General features: G+C 66.9%; 20 protein-coding genes and 2 pseudogenes. 18 read left to right on the top strand and 4 right to left on the bottom strand.

Going from position 1 to position 21,618, the window contains the following annotated elements; all coding sequences use genetic code 11:
- Positions 1–13 precede the first annotated feature (13 nt).
- The 17 genes and pseudogenes from ACZ5RK_RS12115 (at position 14) to hutH (ending at position 16,864) form a co-directional block, all read left to right on the top strand.
- A complete protein-coding gene (locus ACZ5RK_RS12115) occupies positions 14–337 on the top strand; it encodes a nucleotidyltransferase family protein (protein WP_464910233.1) in 324 nt (107 codons plus the stop codon).
- Positions 334–717 carry a HepT-like ribonuclease domain-containing protein gene (locus ACZ5RK_RS12110; protein WP_054647064.1) on the top strand — a complete coding sequence of 128 codons (384 nt, stop codon included), beginning with the start codon at positions 334–336 and terminating at the stop codon, positions 715–717. Before ACZ5RK_RS12115 ends, ACZ5RK_RS12110 begins: the two co-directional genes overlap by 4 nt.
- A 12-nt stretch (positions 718–729) precedes the next feature.
- Positions 730–3,435, top strand: coding sequence for an ATP-binding protein (locus tag ACZ5RK_RS12105; protein ID WP_464910232.1), 2,706 nt, complete (start codon positions 730–732; stop codon positions 3,433–3,435).
- A 206-nt stretch (positions 3,436–3,641) separates the two neighbouring features.
- A complete protein-coding gene (locus tag ACZ5RK_RS12100; RefSeq protein ID WP_464910231.1) occupies positions 3,642–4,196 on the top strand; it encodes a LemA family protein in 555 nt (184 codons plus the stop codon).
- A 3-nt stretch (positions 4,197–4,199) separates the two neighbouring features.
- Complete coding sequence (locus ACZ5RK_RS12095) at positions 4,200–4,742, top strand: hypothetical protein (RefSeq protein ID WP_464910230.1); 543 nt, start codon at positions 4,200–4,202, stop codon at positions 4,740–4,742.
- A gap of 42 nt (positions 4,743–4,784) precedes the next feature.
- Positions 4,785–5,066: a transposase gene (locus ACZ5RK_RS12090; RefSeq protein WP_464910229.1), complete on the top strand. Its 282-nt coding sequence runs from the start codon at positions 4,785–4,787 to the stop codon at positions 5,064–5,066.
- A gap of 5 nt (positions 5,067–5,071) precedes the next feature.
- Complete coding sequence (locus tag ACZ5RK_RS12085) at positions 5,072–6,016, top strand: IS3 family transposase (protein ID WP_464910228.1); 945 nt, start codon at positions 5,072–5,074, stop codon at positions 6,014–6,016.
- Between the two features lie 656 nt (positions 6,017–6,672).
- A pseudogene (locus ACZ5RK_RS12080) lies at positions 6,673–7,497 on the top strand (IS3 family transposase); the annotation flags it as partial.
- 66 nt (positions 7,498–7,563) lie between these two features.
- On the top strand, positions 7,564–8,271 hold the full coding sequence (locus tag ACZ5RK_RS12075) for a GntR family transcriptional regulator (RefSeq protein WP_054647232.1): 708 nt from the start codon (positions 7,564–7,566) through the stop codon (positions 8,269–8,271).
- Positions 8,268–9,389, top strand: coding sequence for an ABC transporter substrate-binding protein (locus ACZ5RK_RS12070; protein WP_464910227.1), 1,122 nt, complete (start codon positions 8,268–8,270; stop codon positions 9,387–9,389). The genes ACZ5RK_RS12075 and ACZ5RK_RS12070 overlap by 4 nt, the downstream gene beginning before the upstream one ends.
- Before the next feature lie 9 nt (positions 9,390–9,398).
- Positions 9,399–10,262, top strand: a complete 864-nt coding sequence (locus tag ACZ5RK_RS12065; RefSeq protein ID WP_464910226.1) for a branched-chain amino acid ABC transporter permease — start codon at positions 9,399–9,401, stop codon at positions 10,260–10,262.
- Positions 10,263–10,275: 13 nt separating this feature from the next.
- On the top strand, positions 10,276–11,088 hold the full coding sequence (locus ACZ5RK_RS12060; protein ID WP_464910225.1) for a branched-chain amino acid ABC transporter permease: 813 nt from the start codon (positions 10,276–10,278) through the stop codon (positions 11,086–11,088).
- The gene (locus tag ACZ5RK_RS12055) at positions 11,085–11,834 is read left to right on the top strand and encodes an ABC transporter ATP-binding protein (protein WP_464910224.1); all 750 of its coding nucleotides are present in this window, start codon (positions 11,085–11,087) and stop codon (positions 11,832–11,834) included. Before ACZ5RK_RS12060 ends, ACZ5RK_RS12055 begins: the two co-directional genes overlap by 4 nt.
- On the top strand, positions 11,821–12,519 hold the full coding sequence (locus ACZ5RK_RS12050; protein ID WP_464910223.1) for an ABC transporter ATP-binding protein: 699 nt from the start codon (positions 11,821–11,823) through the stop codon (positions 12,517–12,519). Before ACZ5RK_RS12055 ends, ACZ5RK_RS12050 begins: the two co-directional genes overlap by 14 nt.
- A gap of 3 nt (positions 12,520–12,522) precedes the next feature.
- Positions 12,523–14,178: a urocanate hydratase gene (gene hutU / locus ACZ5RK_RS12045; protein ID WP_464910222.1), complete on the top strand. Its 1,656-nt coding sequence runs from the start codon at positions 12,523–12,525 to the stop codon at positions 14,176–14,178.
- The gene (gene hutI / locus ACZ5RK_RS12040; protein ID WP_464910221.1) at positions 14,175–15,353 is read left to right on the top strand and encodes an imidazolonepropionase; all 1,179 of its coding nucleotides are present in this window, start codon (positions 14,175–14,177) and stop codon (positions 15,351–15,353) included. The genes hutU and hutI overlap by 4 nt, the downstream gene beginning before the upstream one ends.
- Positions 15,344–16,864 (top strand): histidine ammonia-lyase, encoded by a 1,521-nt coding sequence (hutH, locus tag ACZ5RK_RS12035; RefSeq protein ID WP_464910220.1) that lies wholly within the window; start codon positions 15,344–15,346, stop codon positions 16,862–16,864. Before hutI ends, hutH begins: the two co-directional genes overlap by 10 nt.
- On the opposite strand, the gene speB is transcribed toward hutH, so the two are convergent.
- Positions 16,856–17,782, bottom strand: a complete 927-nt coding sequence (gene speB, locus ACZ5RK_RS12030; protein WP_464910219.1) for an agmatinase — start codon at positions 17,780–17,782, stop codon at positions 16,856–16,858. The genes hutH and speB overlap by 9 nt on opposite strands.
- 209 nt (positions 17,783–17,991) lie before the next feature.
- A pseudogene (locus tag ACZ5RK_RS12025) lies at positions 17,992–18,147 on the bottom strand (IS701 family transposase); the annotation flags it as partial.
- Positions 18,148–18,342: 195 nt separating this feature from the next.
- Here ACZ5RK_RS12025 and ACZ5RK_RS12020 point away from each other — a divergent pair.
- Positions 18,343–19,296: an IS110 family transposase gene (locus tag ACZ5RK_RS12020; RefSeq protein WP_464910218.1), complete on the top strand. Its 954-nt coding sequence runs from the start codon at positions 18,343–18,345 to the stop codon at positions 19,294–19,296.
- An 825-nt stretch (positions 19,297–20,121) separates the two neighbouring features.
- On the opposite strand, the gene ACZ5RK_RS12015 is transcribed toward ACZ5RK_RS12020, so the two are convergent.
- Entirely contained in the window at positions 20,122–20,451 is a 330-nt protein-coding gene (locus tag ACZ5RK_RS12015; protein ID WP_054647849.1) for a cupredoxin domain-containing protein, read from the bottom strand.
- On the bottom strand, positions 20,448–21,221 hold the full coding sequence (locus ACZ5RK_RS12010) for a cupin domain-containing protein (protein WP_464910217.1): 774 nt from the start codon (positions 21,219–21,221) through the stop codon (positions 20,448–20,450). The genes ACZ5RK_RS12015 and ACZ5RK_RS12010 overlap by 4 nt, the downstream gene beginning before the upstream one ends.
- Positions 21,222–21,618 lie beyond the last annotated feature (397 nt).

The following is a 21,618-nucleotide window of genomic DNA, read 5'->3' as shown; positions in this document are numbered from 1 at the left end:
AACGGGAGTCGCCATGGCAACGAAGGTCAAGGGGAAAGGGCAGCCGAAGACACTGGCGGAGATTTGCCGGATCTTGGAGGCGCACAAGGCGGAGCTGGCGGCCCGATACGGTGTGCGGCGAATCGCCGTCTTCGGCTCTTACGCCCGGGGGGAGGCCACGCCCGAGAGCGATTTGGACCTTCTGGTGGAGTTCTCCCCCCCTCCGGGGCTGCTCAAGTTTGTCGAGCTTGAGCGCCACTTGAGCGAGCTTTTGGGCGTGAAGGTTGAACTGGTCACGCCAAATGCCCTAAAGCCTCACATCGGCAGGCGGGTCCTCGAGGAGATTATCGAGGTATGAGGCGCACCCTCTTGGACTATCTGGAAGATATGCAGGCCTCCGCCCTGGAAGTGCTGGACTTCACCCGCGGGATGACCTTTGAGGAGTTCCTGCGAGACCGCAAGACGATCAACGCGGTCCTCCGCTCGCTGGAGGTATTGGGCGAGGCCGCCAAGAGGATTCCGCGGGGCGTTCGGGCCAGGCATTCCGACATCCCCTGGCGAGACGTTGCGGGGATGCGGGACAAGCTCATCCACGAATACCACGGCGTGGACCTTGAAATCGTCTGGAGGACGGTCCAAGAGGACGTCCCTGCGCTGCTCCCGCGGATTGAGAAGGTGCTTGCCGAGGAAAGAGCGAGGGAGCGTCCCGAGCCTAAGAAGGACCGAGGGAGAAAGTGAGGAGGGAGCATAATGGCGCTTCCGGCGTGGCGAGAAGTGGCAGTGCCCCACGAGGACATCCGCCGGGGCAGGTTTGACGAGTCCGCCTTCGCGGCGGACCTGGCCGATGTGCAGGCGGGCCGCGGGCCCCTGGAGTACCGCGACCCCCCGACCTTCTTCCGCAAGACCTACCCCACCGAGGGGATGGTCAGGCTCCTCGGGGCCATGGTGCGGCGGCTTTCCGGGGAGAAGGGGGGCGAGCCCGTGGTCCAGATCCAGACCCCCTTCGGCGGGGGGAAGACCCACAGCCTCGTGGCCCTCTACCACCTCTTCCGCTCGAGCGGGGAGGCGAGGGGGACGGAGCTCTACGCCCGGGTCCTCGAGGAGGCGGGCGTGGAGGAGATCCCGGAGGCCCAGGTGGCCGTCTTCGTAGGCACCGCCGCAGACCCCCTGAAGGGCCGCACCCCTTGGGGGGAACTCGCCTCCCAGCTCGGCCACTACGGCCTTTTAGAAGAGCATGACAAAGCCCAGAAGGCCCCTGGCAAGGAGAAGTTGCACGAGCTCTTCAGGGTGGTGGGCGGCCCGGTCCTCATCCTCATGGACGAGGTGGCGGAGTACGTGGCCCGCACCGTGGACCCCCAGGCCCTGCACAGGGCGGGGGGGAGCCTCGAGGGGGGGCGGGCCTACCAGACCCAGGTGCTCGCCTTCTTCCAGGAGCTCACCGAGGCGGTCAAGGTGGCGCCCCGGGTGGCCCTGGTCATGACCATTCCCTCCAGCGCCCCCTACGGCGAGGAGGGGGAGCGGGCCCTCCTCCAGCTCCAGCGGATCGCCGGGCGGTTGGAGGCGGTCTACGAGCCCGTCAAGGGCTGGGAGATCTACAACGTCATCCGCACGCGCCTCTTTGAGGGAATCCGGGATGAGGAGGCGGTCCGGAGGGTGGCCGAGGGCTACTTTGAGCTCTATCGCCGCCTGGGGGCCGAGGTGCCCGACGAGGCCCGCGACCCGGCCTACCGCGAGCGCCTGCGAAGGGCCTACCCCTTCCATCCCGAGCTCATAGACGCGCTCTACGAGCGGTGGGGAACCCTCCCCACCTTCCAGCGGACGCGGGGGGTGCTGCGCCTTTTGGCGGAGATCGTGGCCGACCTCTACGGCCGCCAACACCCGGCCCCCCTGATCCACCCGGCCCACGTCAACCTGGCGAACCCGAGCGTCCGGCGAGAGCTGGTGAAGCACATCGGAAGCGAGTTTGACAGCGTGATCGCCGCCGACATCGCCGACCCGCAGGGGGAGGCCAAGGCCCAGCGCCTGGACCGGGAGATGGGCTCGGAGTACGCCCGCTTCCAGGTGGCCTCTGGGCTCGCCACGGCCATCTTCCTCTATTCCTTCAGCGGCGGCGAGCGCAAGGGGGCAGGCCCCGCTGAGCTCCGGCTCGCCTCCCTGCACCCCGAGGTTCCGCCCCCCCTGGTGGGTGACACCCTAGGGCGCCTGCGGGACCTCCTCTGGTACCTGCACGAGGCCTCCGGTCTTTACTACTTCTCCAGCCAGCCCAACCTCAACCGCATCGTGGTGGAGCGCGAGAGCGCCGTTGACCCCGAACACGTCAGGCAGGCGCTAAGGGAGCGGCTTGAGAGGCTTGCCGGGCGGGAGCTTAGGGTCTACCTCGAGCCCCATTCCCCGGAGGACGTGCCCGATACCAAGGAGCTCAAGCTCGCCGTCCTCCCGGAGCCCTCCGGGGGGCTCGCCGAGGAGCTTCTGGAGAAGGCGGGCACCACCTTCCGCACCTACAGGAACACCCTCTTCCTCCTCTCGCCCGACCCCAACAGCCTAGGGGACCTTCACCGCTCGGTGCGGCGCTACCTAGCCCTGCGGTCCGTCCGCGACGACCGCACCCTTTACGCTCAGCTTTCCGAGGAGAACCGCCGCCGCCTGGACGAGCTCCTTCGGGATGCCGATGGGGGGCTCACCCAGAAGCTCCTCATGGCGTACCGCCGCTTGACGAAGCCCGGGCGGCAGGGGCCGGAAACCTACGACATGGGCATCCCCACCGTGGGGGAGGCAGCCACCCTGGCCAAGCGGGTCTACGACTACCTGAAGGCCCGGGAACTCCTCCTGGAACGCATCGCCCCCCGGCACCTGCTTTCGGCCCTGGCCCAGGGAGAAATGGAGAAGCCCCTCTCGGAGGTGTACGAGGCTTTCCTGCGCTACCCCCACCTTCCGGTCCTGAAGGGTTGGGAGGTCCTCGAGGAGGCAGTGCGGAAGGGGGTAGAGGAGGGGACGTTTGGCCTGCGGGTGGGCGGGCGCCACCATTTCCAGGAGCCCGTGCTCGGGGTCGCTTGGGAGGATGCGGTCCTCGTCCGCAAGGAGGCCCTTCCTTCTGGTGGAACGCCCAACGCGGCTGGGGGTGGCGCCGAGGGCGCTTCTTCGCTCGGGAGCGCTTCTGACGCGGGGACATACACCGTAGGGACTTCTGGAACGAGGGCTACCGGGGACTCCCTTGTGGACATGGGCGATGAAGCGGAACGGGTGCGGGATTATGCGCTCAAGGTCCGCCTCCCCTGGAACAGGCTTTCCGACTTCCTGCGCGGGGTGTTGATCCCCTTGCAGGGGGAAGGTGCCGAGATAGAGCTTCTGATAGACCTTAGGGCTCGCTCTTCAAGGGGGATCTCCCAAGCCACTCTAGAGAACAAGGTGCGGGAAACGCTCAAGCAACTGGGGGGCGAAGTGCTGGAGGAACGTTAAGCTTCCGGGGCAGGGCCCGGATTCGGAGGAGGAGTTTTGGGAAGAGGTGGAGGCCCATTGCGCCTACCTGCAGACCCAGCCGGGCCTGATTCGGAGCCATACCCTCTTTCACTGGTGGCCGGGAGGATGCTGAGGGACATGGATCAGGGGGATTTCTTATCAACTCGCCCTCGCTTCTAGGTATAGTAAGCATGGAAGTAAAGACCATGAGCCTGTTTGCCCTTCTCTTTTTGGCCGTCCTCTTCCTCTTCCTCGCCTGGGCCTACAATACCGTGGTGGCCCGCAAGAACCAGGTGGAGAACGCCTTCGGAAGCATAGAGGTCCAGCTCAAGAAGCGCCGGGACCTCATCCCCAACCTGGTGGAGGCGGTGAAGCGGTACATGGCCCACGAGCGGGAGCTCCTGGAGAGGCTCGTGGCCTTGAGGGAGCGCCTGGAGGGGGCGGTGGGGGAGGAGGCCTTCCGCCTCGAGGGGGAGCTCTCCCGGGCCCTCGCCGCCCTCCGCCTCCGGGCCGAGGCCTACCCCGACCTCAAGGCGAGCGAGAACTTCCTCCAGCTCCAGGCCGCCCTCACCGAAGTGGAAGATTCCATCGCCGCCGCCAGGCGCTTCTACAACCAGGCGGTGACGGACTACAACAACGCCCTGGAGCAGGTTCCCTTCCTCCTCTTCGCCAGGGCCATGGGCCTGAAGCGCAGGCCCGTCTTCACCCTCCCCGAGGAGGAGCGGGAGAGGCCCGACCTGGAGGAGCTCTTCCGGGGGTAGGGGATGGGGCTCGAGGCTCTGGAAAGCGGGAGGAGGCGGGCCCTCCTCTTCTCAGACCTCCTCATTCTCCTGACGGCGGTCCTTTCCCTCGGGGCTCTCCTCTGGGAAGCGGGGAGGGGGCCGCTCTTCTTCCTGTCCTCCTTGGCCCTCACGGGGATCTACATCCTCCCGGCGGCCTACAAGGCCCAGGCCAAACGGGCCCTGGTAGCTCCCCTGGTGGAGGCCATGGGCTTCCGCTACGAGCCCCTGGCGGGCTTCCCGCTGGAGGAGGCCCTGGCCTCGGGGTTCTTTCCCTCCCCCGACCGCTACGAGGCCGAGGACCTGGTGGAGGGGAAGGTGGAGGGGATCCCCTTCCGGGCCTCGGACATTGCCCTCTACCGCAAGGTCCGGACTAGGCGGGGCTCCTACTACCAGAGGTTCTTCGTGGGCACGCTTTACCGCTTCACCCTGCCCTTCGCCGTGGAGGGGGAGGTGCGCCTCGCGCCCCAGGGGAGGGGAAGCAGGGTGGGGGGGCTCACGGGGGGGGATGTGGACCCCCTAGACTAGACGCTAATTTTGATGTAGGATAACCCCATCTGGGAGGTCAGGATGAAGAAGCCCAAAGCGGTACCCCCACAGGTTAAGTTTCAGGCCGCTCTGGAGGCCGTCAAGGGGGAGAAGAGCCTGGTGGAACTCGCCCGCATCTACAACGTCCACCCCAACACCATCGTGAAGTGGAAGGCGGAGCTCATGGAAAAGGGGGCCACCATCTTCTCCAACGAGACCCAGGAAAAGGAGTTGGAGAAGAAGATCCGCGACCTGGAGCAGCTCATCGGCAAGAAGGAAGTGGAGATCGCCCTCCTAAAAAACTTCCTAGGGCAGGGGAGGTAAAGCGGATGACCCTGGGCGAGCGCATCAACCTGGCCCGCGAGGCGCTGGCCCAGGGTCTGGCTCCCCTGCCCATCGTCCTCAGTGCCCTGGAGATCCCCCGGGCCACCTGGTACTACTACCGGAAGCAGAAGGTGGAGGCGGACAGGAAGAGGGAGGAAGAGGAACTCCGCCTCAAGAGGGCCATTGAAGAGATCCTGCTGGAGCACCCCGAGTACGGCTACCGCCGGGTCACCGAGGAGCTCCACAGGAAGGGAATCCCGGTCAACCACAAACGGATTCACCGCCTACTGCAGGACTTCCACCTCTCCCTGAAGCGCGCTGTCCGGAGGCCCAAGCCCAACCCCCTGCTGCAGATTGTGCTCCTGGCGGGGGACAAGGCCGACCTCCGGGGTTTTCTGCTGAAGCAAAGGGAGCCTGAGCCCTTCGAGCTCCTGTACACCGACTTCACCCTCCTGCCCTACCGGGGAGGGAAGGCCTGGTTCGTACCCATCTTGGACCACAGGACGCGGACGGTGGTGGCCTTCGGCCTGGGCCCGTCCCCTTCGGCGGAGCTGGCTCTGGAGGCGTGGGAGGAGGCCAAGGCCTTTCTCCAGGCCCAGGTGGGGAGGCTCCCCAGGGCCCTGGTGCACCACGACCAGGGGGGTCCTTTCCTGAGCCACGACTGGGTGGGGACGCTGCTGCTGAAGGACGGGCAGAGGCTTTCCTACAGCCTGATGGGGGCTAAGGGCAACCCTGTGGTGGAGAGCTTTTTTGCCCGGTTCAAGGGGGAGGGGGGAGACCAGTTTTTGGAGGCCAGAAGCCTTGGGGAGCTAAAGGAGGTGGTGAAGGAGCGCCTACGCTACTACCACGAGAGCCGGTTGCACTCGGGGCTCGGTTATCGGACGCCAAAGGAGGTGATGGAGGAGGCGCTAGGGCAAAGCACGCAGGACATCACACGGGAGGCAGGGTGAAAGTGTCTAAGTTTGGGGGGCTGGGTCAGCCCCGTGAAGCCGTTCTGCGGGGTGAGGGTGAGGGTGGTGGTGCCGCTAGACCCCTGCTGCACCGTGAGGGTGGTGGGGGAGAGGGAGAGGGTGAAGGAGGGGTTAGAGCCGCCACCGCCGGTGTTGCCCGTCTGTCCGCTGCAGGCCGCGAGGAGGAGGGCGAGGCCCGCCACAAACCAGAGCCGCTTGCCGCTCATGCGCCGCCTCCTTTCCGGGACCCCTGGGATCCTTATCCCCATCCTCCCCAGGGGGGCTTACAAAAATCTTAACGGGGGAGGTGGGGGAGTTTCCTCGGCTTCCCCTCTGGCTATGCGAGGGGAGTTATTGAAGAACTACCCCCGATCCCAGCCTGCGCGAGCTTGACGTTGACCCAAGTGGATTGCGCTTGGAGACCGATACCTGAGAGGGCTTCCTTTTGGCAAAGACAAGCGTCTTCGCGCGGGTTGGCTCCCCTGGCCTCCCGGCGGGCAGAGACGATGACCCTGCGAAGGCCGTCCAGCCCTTTCCTAAGGAACTTCACGTGGCTCCCTTTCTGGGAGTGGACGGTAAGTATGGCTGAAGTGCTGCCCCAAATTTGGACCACCCCAAGAGAGAGACCGAGGGGTGTAGCCTGAAGGGGTAGCGAGATGCGCAGGTGGTCAGCGAAGGAAAAGGTAAAAATTGTGTTGGAGGTCTTGTCGGGTCAAAGGACCGTGGCCGAAGCCTGCCGAGCTCACGAGGTCGCAGAGTCCGTACTCTACAGGTGGCAACGGGAATTCTTGGATAACGCCCATGCCGCCTTCTCCCATAGCTGCGCAGAACAAGAGGCCCGCGTCGGCGAACTGGAACGCTTGGTCGGCCAGATGGCCCTGGAGCTGGAGGTCCTAAAAAAAGCCTCGGGACTCTACCGGCAAAGGAAAGGCGGGAGCTGGTGAGGGCCCTACCCCCTCCGCCTGCTGTGCCGGGCCCTTGGGGTGCCCCGGAGCACCCTCTACTACCGGCCCCAGGACCCCCCTCCCGAGGAGGCGGTCTTCCGAGGCCGCTTGCGGGAGCTGGCGGGGGCCTGGCCCCGGTACGGCTACCGGCGCCTCACCGCCCTCTTGCGGGGGGAGGGCTTCGGGGTGGGGGAGAAGCGGGTGCGCTCCCTGATGCGGAGGGAAGGCCTGCTCCTTACCCGGAAGCCCCTCAAGCCCAGGACCACTCTCCCGCAAGAGCTTCTCCCGGAGGGGGTGCCCAACCTTCTGCTGGGGCTTGAGGTGACCGGCTTCCACCAGGTGTGGGTGGCGGACCTGAGCTACGTGGTCCTGGGGGAGGGTGTGGCCTATCTGGCGGTGGTGATGGACCTCCACACCCGCAAGATCCTGGGGGTGGCCCTGGGGCCGAGGCTGTTCCAGGGGCTTGCTCTCGCGGTGCTGGAGATGGCCCTTAGGGAGGGATGCCCCGAGGTGCACCATTCGGACCGGGGGGTGCAGAGGCAAGCCCCAAGGACTTGACAGGCGGGGGTGGCCTGTGGTGTTGTATATACAACTAAACGGATCATGGCGCACAAGTACGTGGAGGTCAAGGAGGCATTGCTTAGGGAGATCAGAGCGGGCAAGCTCAACGGCGAACTCCCTTCGGAAGAGGCCCTCGCCTGGCGCTTCTCCGTTAGCCGCATGACCGCCCGTAGGGCTTTGGAGGAGCTGGCCGCGGAAGGCTGGTTGGAGCGGGGCAGGGGCCGCCGTAGCCGCCTCGCGGAGTTGCGTTTTGGACAGGGGTTTTTCCGTGTCCGCCCTTTCTACCGTTTTGCAGAGAGCGTGGGGGCCCGACCCTCCACCCGCCTCCTGGCGGCTGGGCCGGCCAAGCCTCCGGCCACTGTACAGGAACGACTGGGCACCTCGGACACCATCCGCATCGAGCGGCTCCGCTTCCTTAACGATGACCCCGTGATACTGGAGGTCCGCTACCTGCGGACGGACCTTTGCAGTAGCATCCTCGAGCACGATCTCGAGGCGGAGTCCATCCACGAGATTCTCGTTCGTAACCTTAACCTGCCCCTTACCCAAGTCTGGCAGCGCCTCGAGGCCACCTCCCTCAGGGGCCGGGTGGCCCGGCTTCTGGGCGTTCCCAACCGAACCCCCGGCTTTCGGCTGGAACGGGTGACCTTCACCTTCGACACACCCGTTACCTGGGTTGAGTACCGGATGAGGGGGGACCGGTACTACTTTGAGGATGTCTTTTCCCCCCAAAGGGAGGTGCAGGAATGAGGCGAGTTGGGTTCGTGCTGTTCTGGCTTTTGGGCGCGGCGTTGGCCCAGGGGATCAAGGTGGGGGTGCTCGCGCCCCTCTCGGGTCCGGCGGCGGCGGACGGGAAGAGTGTCCTCTCGGGGATTCAGATTGCCGCCGAGGAAATCAACGCCTCCGGGGGCCTTCTCGGGCGCAAGATCGAGTTGGTGGTCTACGACGATCAGGCCGACCCCCGCCTGGCGGTGAACTTTGTTCGGCGGCTGATCGAGCTGGACAAGGTGGCCTTTATTATCGGCGGGTCCTACAGCGGAGCGAGTCTGGCCGCGAGCCCGGTGGCCAACGAGGCCCAGGTGCCCTTCATCGCGGCTTACGCGGTGCATCCTGACATCACCAACGGGAAACCTTACGCCTTTCGCATGGGCCTGCTCGGGCCCGTTCAGGGACGTGTGGGGGCGTTTCTGGCCCATCGCCTGGGGGCCAAGCGGGTGGCCGTCCTGAGCATCCAGAACGACTTCGGCCGCTCCCTGGAGCAGGGGTTTAGGGACCAGGCGGCCAAGCTGGGCCTCGAGGTGGTCTTCAGCGAGGTGTACCCCCCTGGGAACCAGAACTTCTCCCCTCTTCTTGCCCGACTCAAGGCCAGCGGTGCCCAGGCCCTCTATGCCAGCGGTTACTACGCCGAGGCCGCCAACCTGGTGCGCCAGGCCAGGTCCCTCGGGCTGGACATCCCGATCATCGGGCAGGAGGGCTACGACTCGCCCAAGTTCATCGAGCTGGCAGGCCCGGCAGCTGAAGGGGTGTACATCACCACCACCCTGGACCGGGACAACCAGAGCCCCGAGGTCCGGGGCTTTCTTCGCAAGTACCAGGAGCGGACAGGTCTCCCCGCGGATATGGTAGGGGCCTCTGGGTACGCGGCTTTGAAGGTGATGGCCCAGGCGGTACAGCGAGCCGGAGGCTTGGACGGGCCGGCCCTCCGTCGCGGGCTCCTGGGGCTTATCAACCTTGAGACCACCGTGGGCAAGATCTTCTTCTTCACCAGCCAGGGCGACCCCGTCAAGTCGGCCACCGTTCAGGTGGTCAAAAACGGTCAGTTCCGCCGCTTCCTCAACGTAACCGACCTGACCCTCCTGAAACCCTAAGGGGGAACCTTGGACCTTTTCACGCTGACGGCTCTCTTGGGCGATGGGCTGGCGGTGGGCTCCATCTATGCGCTAACGGCCCTGGGACTCACGCTGGTCTACGGCCTTCTCCGGGTGCTCCACGTGGCCCATGCGGGGGTTTACGCGGTAGGGGCGTACGCTGGGTGGTGGGCCTTCCAAAAGACGGGGAGCTTCGGGCTGGCCCTGGGCACGGGCGCTGTGACGGCAGCCTTCCTCGGCCTCTTTCTGGAGACGTGGTTCTACCGGCCCCTCTTGTCCCGCCCCCCCCACGTGGCCCTCATCGGCTCCATAGGTCTTTTCCTGGCCGTGGGTGATCTCCTGCGCATCCTCTTCGGACCCTACCAGCAAAGCCTTCCCGCCCTAGCCCCCACCCCCGTGGTAGGCATGCTCACCACACCCCAGCTGGTCGTGGTGGGGGCAACGGCGGTCCTCCTGCTCGGGGTCTACTTCCTCGTGGAGCAGACCCGCTTGGGCCTGGGCTGGCGGGCTATGGCTCAGGACGCCCCGACTGCGGCCGCCTTGGGCGTGGACCTTCCCCTGATGAGCCGCTTGGCCTTTTTGGCCGCCTCGCTCCTGGCGGGCTTGGCAGGGGTGCTGGTGGGCGCCTACTACAACCAGGTCTACCCCACCATGGGGGCCGTGCTGGCCTACAAGGGCCTGGCCATTGTGGTCCTGGGTGGGCTGGGGAACCTCTGGGGCACGGTGGCTGCCGCCCTTCTCCTGGGTCTTTTGGAGTCACTGGCGGTGGCCTATCTGGGCCACCGCTTTCCGCCGGAGGGCGTGGCCTTCGTAGCCCTGATCCTGGTGCTCCTCTTTCGGCCCCAAGGGCTCTTCAGCCGGTCACGGCGATAAGGGAGGTGCGGGCATGTACGTGGCGACCATCCTCCAGCTCCTGCTGATCTATGCCCTCCTTACCCTTTCCCTTAACCTGGTGGTCGGGCTCGCCGGTCAGGTCAACCTGGGGCACGCGGCCTTCTTCGGGATCGGGGCCTATGTGGGGGGTACCCTGCTGAAGGCGGGGGCCCCCTTCCTCTTAGCCCTTGCGGCCGGCGCGGTGGCCGCCACGGCCCTGGGCTTGGTGCTGGGAGCGGTCAGCCTCCGTCTGCGGGGGGACTACTTGGCCATCGCCACCATCGCCTTCAACTTCGCCGTGGTGGCGGCCTTCCTCTATACCCCTTACTTCGGTGGAGCCTACGGCTTAAGCGGCATCCCGCGAGGCCTGGCGCCAAGCACCTACGTGCTGGCCCTTCTGGCCACCTTCGGTCTCGCCGTCTTCATTCACGAACGGGTCCGAAACTCGGAGAGCGGCTACGCCCTCGTGGCCTTGCGCGACTCGGAAGTGGCAGCCGAAGCGCTTGGCCTTAGCGTGGCCCGGTTCAAGCTGGTGGCGTTTGCCTTGTCCACCGCCCTGGCCGGGGTGGCCGGTGTGTTCTATGCGGCCTACATTGGCACCCTCCGACCCGAAGACTTTGGGTTTCCGCTTTCCGTAACGCTGATGGCCATGCTGGTGGTGGGCGGAATGGGCGGTCTCTGGGGACCCATTCTCGGCGCCTTCCTCCTCGGGGGCTTTGCGCAAGCCTTCGCCTTCGTTCACGACTACCAGGCCGTCCTTTACGGCCTCCTCCTAGCCTTGGTCATGCGCTACCGCCCCCAGGGGATCTTGGGGAGGGTCTCGTGACCGTGCTCGAAGGACGTGGCCTGACCCGGAGGTTCGGGGGGCTCGTCGCGGTACACCGGGTGGACATCCAGGTCCGCCAAGGGGAGGTCTTGGGCCTTTTCGGCCCGAACGGCGCAGGTAAGACCACTCTCTTCAACCTTCTGGCGGGGGCCATCCCCCCCTCGGAAGGCCAGGTCTACCTGGAGGGGCGTGAGGTCACCCACCTGCCCGCTTACCGGCGCGCTCAGCTAGGCCTCGCCAGGACCTTCCAGATCGTCCAGCCTTTCCGCTCCCTGACCGCCTTGGAGAATGTCCTGGTGGCCTTGGCCAGGGACAGCTTCCGCAGGCTCCTGCCCCTCGGCAGGCTGGCGACCCGGGAGCGGCAGGCCAAGGCCCTGGCCCTGCTCGATCAGGTGGGGATCGCAGACTTCGCCCATAGGAACGTATCCCAGGTGCCGCTAGGGGTTTTGAAGCGGCTGGAGGTGGCCCGGGCCCTGGCCCTGGAACCCAAGGTTCTGCTCTTGGACGAGCCGCTGGCGGGCCTTACCTTCAAGGAAGCGGAGGAGGTGCTGGGGGTGGTAACCGCCTTAAGAGGGCGCATCGCCGTGATCTTGGTGGAACACCATGTCCACCTGGCCCTGCCGGTCTGCGACCGGGCCCTGGTGCTGGACCGGGGTACGGTCATCGCCCAGGGTGGGCCCGATGCCGTGCGCTCGGATCCCCGTGTGATCCAGGTGTATTTAGGGGAAGAGGATGCTCCAGCTTGAGGGTGTTTCCGTGCAATACGGGATGGTCCAAGCCGTGGGCGGCGTGGACCTTCAGGTGGCTCCTGGAGAGTGGGTGGCGGTGATCGGTGCCAACGGGGCGGGGAAGACCTCCCTCCTGCGAGGGGTCATGGGCCTGGCGCAAACCTCGGGGAAGATCCTCTGGCAGGGGATGCGCCTGGATCGCCTTCCCCCCTGGCACCGGAGCGCCCTAGGCATCGGCTATGTGCCCGAGGGGCGCGGTATCTTCGCCGATCTCACGGTGGAGGAGAACCTCCGGCTGGGCGGTTACCGCCTGGGCAGGCAGGCCCTCCAGGAAGGGCTGGGCTGGGTCTACGCCATCCTTCCCCTGCTGGCTGAGCGGCGCTGGCAGCTGGCGGGAACCCTTTCCGGGGGGGAGCAACAGCTTTTGGCCTTGGGGAGGGCGCTGGTGCCCCGGCCGAGGTTGCTGCTCGTGGACGAGCCCTCCTGGGGGCTGATGCCCAAAATGGTAGCCCAGGTCTTCGCCACCCTGGCCTACCTTCATCGGGAGGGGATGGGCATCCTCATGGTGGAGCAGAACGCCCGCAAGGCACTGGTGTACGCCCAACGCGGCTATGTCCTGGAGTTGGGCCGAGTGGTCCTCCAGGGGCCTGCGGTGGAGCTGAGGCGGCATCCGCGGGTTTTGGAAGCGTACATAGGAGGGTGACGTATGAGTCGGTTGGTGCGCGCGCCAAGAGGTAGTGTCCGTACAGCTAAAGGCTGGATTCAGGAAGCGGCCAAGCGGATGCTGATGAACAACCTGGATCCGGAGGTCGCCGAGAAGCCTGAGGAGCTCATCGTGTACGGGGGGCGGGGAAAGGCGGCCCGGAGCTGGGAGGATTTCAACCGCATCGTTCGCGTCTTGGACCGCCTGGAGAACGACGAAACCCTTCTGGTGCAGTCGGGTCGGGCCGTGGGGGTTTTTCGCACCCACGAGCTGGCTCCACGGGTGATCATCGCCAACTCTAACCTGGTCCCGCGCTGGGCTACGTGGGAGGTCTTCGATGAGCTGGAGAGGCAGGGCCTCCTCATGTACGGCCAGATGACGGCGGGAAGCTGGATCTATATCGGCACCCAGGGCATCCTGCAAGGCACTTACGAGACATTCCTGGCGGCAGCGCGAAAGCACTTTGGGGGCAGCCTGCGCGGCACCGTGACCGTGACTGCTGGCCTGGGAGGGATGGGGGGGGCCCAACCTTTGGCCGTAACCCTAAACGAGGGTGTGGCCATCATCGTGGAGGTAGACCCCGAGCGAATCCGCCGCCGCCTGGACACGGGGTACCTGGACACCTGGACGGCCAATCTTGAGGAAGCCCTCCGTTGGGCAGAGGAGGCGCGGAGACAGGGTAGGGCCCTTTCCATCGGCCTTTTGGGAAACGCTGCCGAAGTGCTGCCGGAGATGGTCCGCCTGGGCTTCACTCCCGACTTGGTCACAGACCAGACCTCAGCCCACGATCCCCTCTACGGGTACGTCCCGCCCCTGAAGCCCGATGAGGACCCCGGGGAGCTGCGGCAGAAAGATCCCGAGGGGTACAAGGCCCGGGCCCTCGAGGCCATGGCCCGCCACTGCCAGGCCATCGTGGAGATGCAGCGCCGGGGAGCGGTGGCCTTCAATTACGGCAACAACCTGAGGGCGATGGCCAAGTTGGGAGGCTTCGCCGATGCCTTCAGCTATCCGGGCTTTGTTCCTGCCTTTATTCGGGATCTCTTCTGCGAGGGCAAGGGGCCTTTTCGCTGGGTGGCCCTTTCCGGCGACCCCGAGGACATCTACCGGACCGACCGGGCCGTACTGGAGCTGTTTCCGGAGGACGAGGGCCTGAAGCGGTGGCTCACGGAAGGGGTTAAGCGGTTCCGTTTCCAGGGGCTCCCAGCCCGCATCTGCTGGCTGGGGTACGGGGAACGGGATAGGGCGGGGCTCCGGTTTAACGAGATGGTGCGGAAGGGGGAACTCAAGGCTCCCATTGTCATCGGCCGGGATCACTTAGACGCTGGGAGTGTGGCCAGCCCCTTCCGCGAGACCGAGGCCATGCGGGACGGATCGGATGCCATCGCGGACTGGCCCCTCCTCAACTTCGCCCTCAATGCCGTTTCCGGGGCCGGATGGGTGAGCTTCCACCACGGGGGAGGTGTGGGCATGGGCTATAGCTTGCATGCAGGCCAAGTGGTGGTGGCCGACGGCAGTGAGGAGGCCGCCTTCCGCTTGGAGCGGGTCCTCACCAACGACCCCGGAACCGGGATCATGCGCCACGCCCATGCCGGCTACGAGAAGGCCAAGCGGATCGCCAGGGAGCGCGGGGTAGACCTCTGCGGTTGGGAAGAGCCGTGAAGGTGTTCCGGGGCATCCGCGAGCTTCTTTCCCCCTTCGCCCGCTACCGGGAGGCGGCCCTGGTCGTGCGGGAGGGGCGGGTGGCCTGGGTGGGGCCGGAGGGCGAGCTTCCCGAGGCCTTCGCCTCCTGGCCCCAGGAGGACCTCGCCGGGGCCAGCGTGGTCCCGGGCTTGGTGGACCCCCACACCCACCTGATCTACGCGGGCGACCGCTACGAGGAGTTCCTGCGCCGTTCGCGGGGCGAGCCCTACGAGGCCATCCTCCAGGCTGGGGGAGGCATCTACGAGACCGTCCGGGCCACGGTTCAAGCCGAAGATGAGGCGCTCTTGTCCTCGGCCCAGGCGCGGGCCAGGAGCCTCTTGGCCCACGGGGTAACCTCCCTGGAGATCAAGAGCGGCTACGGGCTGGAGCCCGAGGCGGAGCTGCGGCTCCTCAGGCTCATCCGCCGACTAAAGGAGAGGGTGCCGCAGCGGGTCTTCGCCACCCTGCTGGCCCACGCGGTGCCCCGAGGGTGGGCGCGGAAGGCCTACGTGCGGGCGCTGGTGGAGGAGGTTCTACCCCAGGTGGCCCGGGAGCACCTGGCCCTCATGGCCGATGTGTTCTGCGACCAGGGAGCCTTCACCGTGGAGGAGGCAGAGGTCCTTTTGACCAGCGCGAAGGGCTACGGCCTTGGGGTGAGGCTCCACGCGGAACAGATCGCCCGGACCGGGGCCTCCCAGCTGGCCGCACGCCTACGGGCGCTTTCCGCAGACCACCTGGAGATGGCCACGCTGGAGGATCTCTCCTCCTTGGCAGAGGCGGGGGTGGTGGCGGTCCTCCTGCCCGGGGCTGCGCTCTCCCTGAAAAAACCCCTTCCCCAAGCCGTTCTTCTGCGCCAGGCCGGGGTGAGGGTGGCGCTGGCCAGCGACCACAACCCGGGGACGAGTCCCCTCCTCAACCCCTGGCTCACCATGGCCCTGGCGGTGCACGTGGTAGGGTTGGGTGCGGAAGAGGCCTTGGTAGCCCACACCACTCACGCTGCCCTGGCCCTAGGCCGTCCGGAGCTGGGAAGGCTCGAGCCCGGGGCCATGGCCGATTTTGTGGCCCTCGAGGCGCCGCCCCTGGATCCCATCTACCGCTTCGGCGAGCATCCGCCCCTCGCCGTCTACATCGGAGGGGAGCGGGTATGGTTCTAGTGGGCGAGCCCCTGAACCTGGGGAGCATCATCGCCGTGGCCCGGGACGGACGGACCGTGGGGCTGGCCCAAGGGGCGCGGGAGCGGCTGGAGCGGTGCCGGGCCTACGTGGAGCGCCTCCTGCGGGAGGGGCGGAGGGTCTACGGCGTCACCACGGGCTTCGGCCGCCTGGCCCAGGTGCGGATCCCCCCCTCAGAGGCCCGCTCCTTGCAACGTAACCTCCTCCTCTCCCACGCCATGGGGGTCGGGGAAAATCTGCCCCAGGACGTGGTCCGAGCCATGCTTCTCCTAAGGGCCCAGAGCCTGGCCCTGGGGAACAGCGGGGTGCGCCCCGAGGTGGTGGAGCTCCTCCTGGAGATGCTGAACCGGGGGGTTCACCCTGTGGTTCCTGCCCAGGGCTCGGTGGGGGCCAGCGGGGACCTGGCACCCCTGGCCCACCTGGCCCTTCCCCTCCTCGGGGAGGGGTTCGCCGAGTACGCCGGAGAGGTCCTCCCTGGCGGGGAAGCTTTTCGCCGAGCAGGACTCTCTCCCATCGGGCTGGAGGCCAAAGAGGGGCTGGCCCTCATCAACGGCACCCAGGCCATGACTGCCCTTGGGCTTTTGACCCTGGCCGATGGCTTGAGCGCGATCAAGGTGGCGGACGTGGCCCTAGCCATGAGCCTAGAGGCCATCAAGGGCTCGCTGCGGCCCTTCTTTCCCCAGGTGTTCCGCCTGCGCCCCCACCCCGGAGCGGCGCGCGTGGGGGAGAACGTGCTAAAGCTTTGCCAGGGCAGCGAGATCATGCGCTCCCACGAGAACTGCCCTAAGGTCCAAGACCCCTACAGCTTCCGCGCTGCCCCGCAAGTCCACGGTGCTAGCCGCGATGCGCTGGAGCACGCCTTGGAGGTGCTGCTCCGGGAGGCCAACGCCGTAACGGACAACCCCCTCCTCTTCCCGGAGGAGGACCTGGTGCTCTCCGCGGGCAACTTCCACGGGCAGCCTGTGGCCCTGGCCATGGACTACGCCAAGATAGCCCTGGCGGAGCTGGCCAGCATCAGCGAGCGGCGGACGGAGAAGATGCTGGACCCGGCCTTCTCCGGCCTGCCCGCCTTCCTGGCGGCCCAGGGAGGGCTCCACTCTGGCCTCATGATCAGCCAGTACACCGCAGCCAGCCTGGTCTCCGAAAACAAGGTGCTGGCCCACCCGGCCAGCGTGGACTCCATCCCCACCAGCGCCAACCAGGAGGACCACGTTTCCATGGGTACCACGGCTGCCCGCCACGCCCGCATGGTCCTGGAGAACCTGCGCCACGTGCTGGCCATAGAGGTCCGGGTAGCCCTGGAAGCCTTGGAGTACCACCGACCCCTCCGGGCGGGAAGGGGGGTGGAGGCGGCCCGCCAGGCCCTGCGGGACGCAATCCCGCCCCTCACGGAAGATCGCTTCCTGGCCCCGGACCACGCCAGGGTCCACGCCCTGCTTTTCAGCGGCGACCTCCTAGCCCGGGTAGAGGCAGCGGTGGGCCCCTTAGCCTGAGGCCCTGGCCCACCAGAGGGCGAGGACCTCGGCCAGAAGGCGGGCGGCCACCAAGGAGGAAAGGCCGGTGGGGTCCAGGTTGGGGGCCAGCTCGACCAGGTCCACACCGATAAGCTCGTTCCGCTCTATCACCCCTTCGAGGAGGGCCAGGGTCTCGCCGTAGCTCAACCCCTCCACCTCGGGGCTACTGGTCCCAGGAAGTAGGGCGGGGTCGAGCACGTCCACGTCTACGCTCACGTAGACCCGTTGGCCCCGGGGCAAAAGCGGTTTTACCGCCTCCACGTTCCGGCGGACCTCCTGGGCCGACACCAGGACGTGGCCCCGCTCCTTGGCCGCCCGGTAAGCCTCGGGGCTCACGCGAAGGCCGCGGAGGCCGATGCAGGTGATGCCCTGGAGGCCCGGGAGTTCCTCCACCGCCCTGCGGAAGGGGCTGGAGTTGGAGTAGCGGGTTCCGTGGCGCTGGTCGCTGAAGTCTAAGTGGGCGTCCAACTGGACGACATAGAGGGGTTCGCCCGCGTAGGCGCGCAGGACCGGCAGGGTGATGGAGTGGTCCCCCCCCACGAAGACGGGGAGGCGAACCCTGCTCCGGAGAGCCCGGGCGGCCTCGGTGATGCGGCGAAAGCTTTCCTGGTACTCCAGCTGGGCCGGGTCCACGTCCCCGGCGTCCACCACCCGGACCTCGCGGAGGCGCGGACCCCGCTCGGGGTCGAAAAGGCCCTCCTCTGGATGGAAGGCGTAGCGGGCGCTGGCCTCCCGGATGGCGCTCGGGGCGAAGCGGGCGCCTGGCCGAAAGCCCACGGCGAAGTCGTAGGGTAGGCCCAAGAGGGCCACGTCGGCCTCCCAGGTGGCCTCGAGGGGAAGGTAGGGGGCCTTAAAGAAGGTATGGGGGCCAGTGAAGGTCAATTCACCTGCGCGCATGTGCACGCCCACAGATTAACCCAAGCTGTCCTCATATACCGGACTTACGCCCTGCTTATGGTTCCCAAAGAATGGGCCTCAAGATGTTTCCCTACGGGAGAGCAGCCGGTGACTAGGGAGGCCCGATGAAGCTGCTTCCCCGCTAGGGAATCCACGACACCCTCTACCGCGCCCTCAACCAACCCCTGGTACTCTTCTTTGAGCTGGACTTACGCGGCCTCCACTTGCACCGGTAACAGGGGGCTCAAATCCAGGCTCAGCTTACCCGCGATGAGTCTCCGTCGGCATTGGCAGAAACTCAACTTCAGCCGCTCTCGCTGACACTCAATGAGCCTATAGGCCACCAACCCCAAGGCCAGATGGGTGATCCATGTATCTTGCCTCCTGAGGTAGGCCCTACCGCTCTGATCACCGGGCCACCACGCCCGCGGGGCTGATGGGTAGCCACCCGCCCTGGCCTCCCCGCCGCACAGTATCCCGGTCGTGAAAGACCGCATCCACATGGAAGGCCCACAGGGTCGGGTGGCCACCTCCCTCAGTCTACCCAAAGGAGAAAGACCATGCTCTGCGCAGGCATTGACGTCAGCAAGCCCCACCTGGACCTGGCCCTGGCCTCCGGCACCGCCAAGCCCACCCGCCTCCGCTTCCCCAACACCCCTGAAGGCCGCCAAGCCCTCCTCGCCGCCCTCGCCCACCTCCACCCCGTCTGGGTGGCCCTGGAGCCCACCGGCGCCTACCACCTCCCTCTCCTCAAGCTCCTGGTGGAGAAGGGCCTCCAGGTGGCCCTGGTCAACCCCTACCACCTGGCCGCCTTCCGCAAGGCTAAGGGAGAACGCAACAAGACGGACGGCCACGACGCCCTCCTCCTCGCCCGCTACGCCCAGGTCTACCACGCCGAGCTCCGGGCCTACACCCTCCCCCCAGAAGCCCTCTGGGAGCTCAGGGCCCTGGTGGGCTACCGGGAGGACTTAGCCGGGCGGGAGCGGGCCATCCTGAACCAGATGGAGGCGGTGGAGTGGGCGGGGAGTGAGGGGGTCCTCGCCCTCCTCCAGAGGGAGCTGGCCTGCGTGAGGGGGCTCCTTGGGGAGGTGGAGGCCAGGATCCAGGCCCTCCTGGCCACCCTCCCTGAGGCGGAGGTGCTGATGGGCCTGCCCGGGGTGGGGCCCCAGGTGGCGGCGGCGGTGCTGGCCCTCCTGCCCCCGGAGCTCTGGGGCCGGGCGAAGGCGGCGGCCTCCTACGCGGGGCTCATTCCCGAGCGGGAGGAGTCGGGGAAGAGCGTGGAGAGGAGCCGGCTCTCCAGGAAAGGACCTCCTCTCTTGCGGCGGAAGCTTTACATGGGGGCCCTGGTGGCGGTGCGGCATGACCCGGAGATGCGGGCCTTCTACCACCGCCTGCTTTCGCGGGGAAAGAGGAAGAAGCAGGCCTTGGTGGCCGTGGCCCACAAGCTCCTCAGGCGGATGATGGGGAGGCTCAGGGAGTACTACGCCGGTCGGTGGGCCCAGGGGGTGGCTTGACGCTCAAGACAGTATCAGCCCCCCAAACTTAGACACTTTCACCCTGCCTCCCGTGTGATGACCTTTCTTGCTGTGTCATCCCCCTATGATCGTAGCCGACCACCTGACCTTGAACGGGCTACGGCGTAGGGCTAAGAAGGCCAAGGACCCGGTAGAGAGACTCCGCCTCCTGGCCGTCTATCACGCCAAGCAGGATCACCCTGAACACCCCCCGCTGGGTGCAGGAGGCGGTGCGGCGCTACAACCAGCAAAGCCCCGAAGCTCTGAAGGACAGGTGGCACCAGAACCCGGGACAGAAGCCCAAGCTCTCCCCGGAGGAACAGGAGAGGGTTTTTGAAGCCCTGCGGGGTCATCCTCATCCTCCCGGCGGGGCCCATGCGGGACTGGGTGGAGCTGGGGAAGAGGCTTTCCCTCTACCCCATCTACCGCCTCCTCAACGTGTTCCCCTTACGGGGAAGCAGCCACAAGATGGGGTTCGCCCTACGGGTGCCCCTCGGTGATGGGCCGGATTCTGAGGGGACTTTGCGCCTGGCTTGGGGAGCGAGAAGAGGCGTGGGTAGCGCCCAAGCTACGGGCTTCGCCCGTGACGGACCGGGCGAGGTGGCGCACGCCCTCCAGGGTGGAGGTACCGGAAAAGGGTCCGCCCGGTCTTCTTGCCCTCTTCCACCGGTGGCCTAGGGTGAGGGAAACGGCATAAAACGGTGTCCCCCCTTATGCGTTTCCGATGCTAAGCGAACTCCCCCACCAGCCCCCTTGCCGGAAGTCCGGTCGGGAAGGTGTCCGTGGGTGGCGGCCGCGGGGGTCCCCTTTAGGGCACCTTGGCCCTCAGGGCCCCACCTCGAGGCCGAAGACCATATAGGGGTGAATCCGGCAGTAGATGGCGTAGGCCCCGGGCCCGGTGAAGGTGTGGCGGAACTCGGCTCCCGGGGCCAGTACGCCGCTGTCAAAGCGGCCCTGGTTGTCGGTCACGGTGTGGGGGGCCTGGCCTTGGTTCACGAAGACCAGGGTGGTCCCCGGGGCGACCTTCAGGGCCTTAGGCTGGAACTCAAAGTCCACGAGGCTTACCCGCACCTCGGTCCCCCCGGGCGCCTGGGGGGCGGTGAGGGGCATGGGGGCGCAGGCGGTAAGCAGGAGGAGGAGAAGCGCTCCCCTCATAGGAAGACCACATCCCCCATCAGGGCCGGTCCGAAGACGGAAAGGAAGCTCAAGGTCCCCTGGAACTGGTGGATGGCCCCGGCCGGAACCAGGATGAGGCTCCCCGGGCCCACCCTCTCCCGCTTGAGCTCCACCTGGGCTGTTCCCTCGCCCTCCAGCACGTAGATGGCCTCGTCACGGGCGCGGTGGTAGTGCCAGGGCTGCCCGGTGCGGGTGGCCACCGCCACCACCGTGCCCAGGGGGTGGTTGGCCAGGCCTTGGGCGGCGAAGGGGCGGTCCTGGGGCACCGCTGGGGGCTTGGGGGTGAGGAGGAGGGGAACCCCCTCCTGGGGCCCGGGACCCCGGTCCACGAAGACCACGTCGCCCATGAGCCTGGGGCTGAAGCGGGAGAGGAGGTCCAGCTCCCCGAGGAAGGCGTGGGCGGTCATGGGGGGGATGAGGACCACCTGCCCGGGAGCGATGCGGGTTTCCCGGCCCCCGGCCACCAGAACCCCCTCTCCCCTGAGGACTAGGGCCGCCTCCAGCCGCTCCCGGTGGTAGTGGAGGGGCTGCTCCTTGACGGTGCGGATGAGGACCGAGGTGCCAAGGGGCGTCTCCCCCACCCCCTGGACGGCGAAGGGCCGACCGGGAGGCACGGAGAACCCGGTGAACTCCGCGGGGTAGCGGCGGAAGACCCCCTCCCCCGTGGCCTGAACCAGGGCCCAGGCCCGGCCGGCCAAGGCCGAAACCAGAACCCCACCTGCGGCCTGCAAAAACGCCCTACGCTCCATACCCTCACCTCCACCCGGTAATACCCCGAAAGGGGGCGAAGCGGATCCCCTTTGGTCTCGGATTTCCTGCCCCTTCTTTCCCACCTCCGGTCCCCGGGGCGGCCTCAGCGCACCACGGCCTCCACCCGGTGGAGCCCCGTGGCCCCATCCGGGAGGGGGTCCCTCGGGGCAGGGTCCAGGCCCGCACCAGGAGGGTGTGGCGCCCCGGGACCTCCGGGCGCCAGGGGTAGCGCCAAAGCCGCCAGGCGTAGGGTCCCGGGAAGGGGAGAAGCTTGGCCCTTTCCCCCCGTCCACCGAGACCTCCACCGCCAGCGCCGGCTTCCCTCCGGCAAAGGCGATGCCCCGGACCTCGAGGGCCTCCCCCACCCTTAGGAAGGCCCCGGGACGGGGCCAGTCT

It is taken from the genome of Thermus kawarayensis JCM 12314 (genome assembly GCF_055393575.1).
This window is presented reverse-complemented; position numbering and strand designations above follow the sequence as displayed.